Raw genomic sequence first — 2,312 nt, forward strand, 5'->3', positions numbered from 1 at the left:
AGCACTAATTACGAGACGCATATCGCTATATTTTGTTTTACACGCTTCATCATTTGCATCCCAGGTACCTTGAAAGAGCTTTGGAATTTGAGGACTAGAATAACTTGGAACACTCACCAACGATAGGAAAACAATGAATGCCAAATGTTTCAATTAATCAATCCTCAAATGTGCATAACACCTAAATATGGGGCACAAACACGTAGGCTAAACTGCGAAGCAGAGCCTGCGTGTTTGTGTCCCACATAATTTTTTTGTTATACGTGCGAGCGCCGAACCTTCGCGGCTTGCCGCCACAACCTGCTGATACTGCCAGCAACGCATAACCTCTTGAATTACCTTAAAACAACAACCTACAGAATACCAGACGCACGTTTGATTCTGTAAACAACCTGGAATGCTGACTGCTGGCGTTACTGACTATCTAAAACTGAGTTGGTAAAGCCATTGAGAAAGTAACTGGTGGTGGGCTTGAAAACTGCCTAGCGAACAGCCCTACCTAGCCAAAAATCTAATCCACTGAAGCCTTGAAACAGCTAGCCCGAATCGGCGTATAACACCCCGTTTAAGGGGCAAAAACATGTAGGCTATAATGCGAAGCAGCCTACATGTTTTTGTCCCAGCGCGCCCCGGCGCGCGACTTGAAACGATTGTTATACGTGCGAGCACTGAACTGTCGCGGCTTGCCGCCAATACCTGCTGATACAACCGCAACGCATAACGCCTTTAATTACCTTAAAACAACAACCTACAAAATACCAGACGCACATTTGATTCTGTAAACAACCTGGAATGCTGACTGCTGGCGTTACTGACTATCTAAAACTGAGTTGGTAAAGCCATTGAGAAAGTAACTGGCGGTGGGCTTGAAAACTGTCTAGCGAACAGCCCTACCCGACCTAAAACCTAATCCATTGAAGCCTTAAAACAGCTAAGCCCGAATCGGCGTATAACGCCCTAATTTGGCGGCACAAACGCGTGGGCTAAACTGCGAAGCTGAGCCCGCGTGTTTGTGTCCCCAACATTTGATTGTTATGTGCCCTGCCACAATTCCACCTGCTGTCCTTTGAGAAATTCTCCAGTGATACCGGGCGATTCACCAGACCCACCAAAAGACCTGTGGCTAAGGCTTTCATGAAAATTAACATTAACAGATTTACTCCCGAATATTAATACGTACCCTGCTACAGTTTTTTCACAATAACCCTCTGATTCCACGATATAATCTGTTCTTAAATCTCGAGTTCCATATTCAAAATCGGTATATTTTAATATGACATTTTCATGTGTTATTTGAAGTTCAAAACTCCAATGGGTTTCACTATGACTTTTGTAAGTCCCGAGCAATTGTTCGCAAGAAAAGGACTTAACCGACAATAATAAAAGTAAAAATGCGAGCTTCTTCATATTGGCACATAACACCTAAATATGGGGCACAAACAGGCAGGCGATAATGGCGAAGCCGCCTGCCTGTTTGTGTCCCAGCCCGCCCTGGCGGGCGACATAATTTTTTTGTTATACGTGCGAGCACCGAACCGTCGTGGCTTGCCGCCAACACCTGCCGATACAACCGCAAGGCATAACGCCTTGAATTACCTTAAAACAACAACCTGAAAAATACCAGACGCACATTTGATTCTGTAAATAACCTGGAATGCTGATTGCTGGCGTTGCTGAATATCTAAAACTGAGTTGGTAAAGCCGTTTAAACAACAGAAATGGTGGGTGCAAAAACAACCTAGCAAACAGCCCTACCCAACCAAAAAACTGATCCTTTGAAGCCTTAAAACAGCTAAGCCCGAATCGGCGTATAACTTTTAAATAAGGGGCGCAGACGCGTGGGCTAAAATGCGAAGCAGCCCACGTGTATGCGTCCCAGCGAACGAAGTGAGTGCCTTAATTTTTTTGTTATGTGCCAGTTGCATCAATGAGGCCCGCCGTACTGAAGTACCAAATAAAAATACACTAAATAGCTAACCATCGTAAATATTGGAAACAATAGTAAGGTCCATTTTTGACGTGTAGTGAATTGCAGATTGCTTAAAGAGACTAGCGCAAAGACCAAAACACCGATAATGGCGACCGGCAATACGAATAATGATATGAAATAACCAAATACAGAAGCTACAGTATCCCCAGTGTAGACAAAGTGAAAATAAACTAGGGTGTGCGATATTACGCAAATAGCAAATACAACTGCCCAAAACATCCTTTTTGTCATTTTATTCCTTTGGCACATAACGGGGGTTGTTAAGTGGCGCACATGCATGTGCTTGATAAAGGAGCCGATGTCTCTTGCGTCCACTTCAACA

2 protein-coding genes are annotated in these 2,312 nt (G+C 43.9%); both read right to left on the bottom strand.

Going from position 1 to position 2,312, the window contains the following annotated elements; translation table 11 throughout:
* Positions 1–1,032 precede the first annotated feature (1,032 nt).
* Positions 1,033–1,407: a hypothetical protein gene (locus FJ444_RS21205; RefSeq protein ID WP_140961938.1), complete on the bottom strand. Its 375-nt coding sequence runs from the start codon at positions 1,405–1,407 to the stop codon at positions 1,033–1,035.
* A 517-nt stretch (positions 1,408–1,924) separates the two neighbouring features.
* A partial coding sequence (locus FJ444_RS21540) for a hypothetical protein (RefSeq protein ID WP_219993936.1) occupies positions 1,925–2,312 on the bottom strand: 388 nt, incomplete at its 5' end.

Origin of the sequence: Aestuariibacter sp. GS-14 (genome assembly GCF_006494365.1) — a bacterium.
In the GTDB taxonomy this organism is placed as follows: domain Bacteria; phylum Pseudomonadota; class Gammaproteobacteria; order Enterobacterales; family Alteromonadaceae; genus Alteromonas; species Alteromonas mangrovi.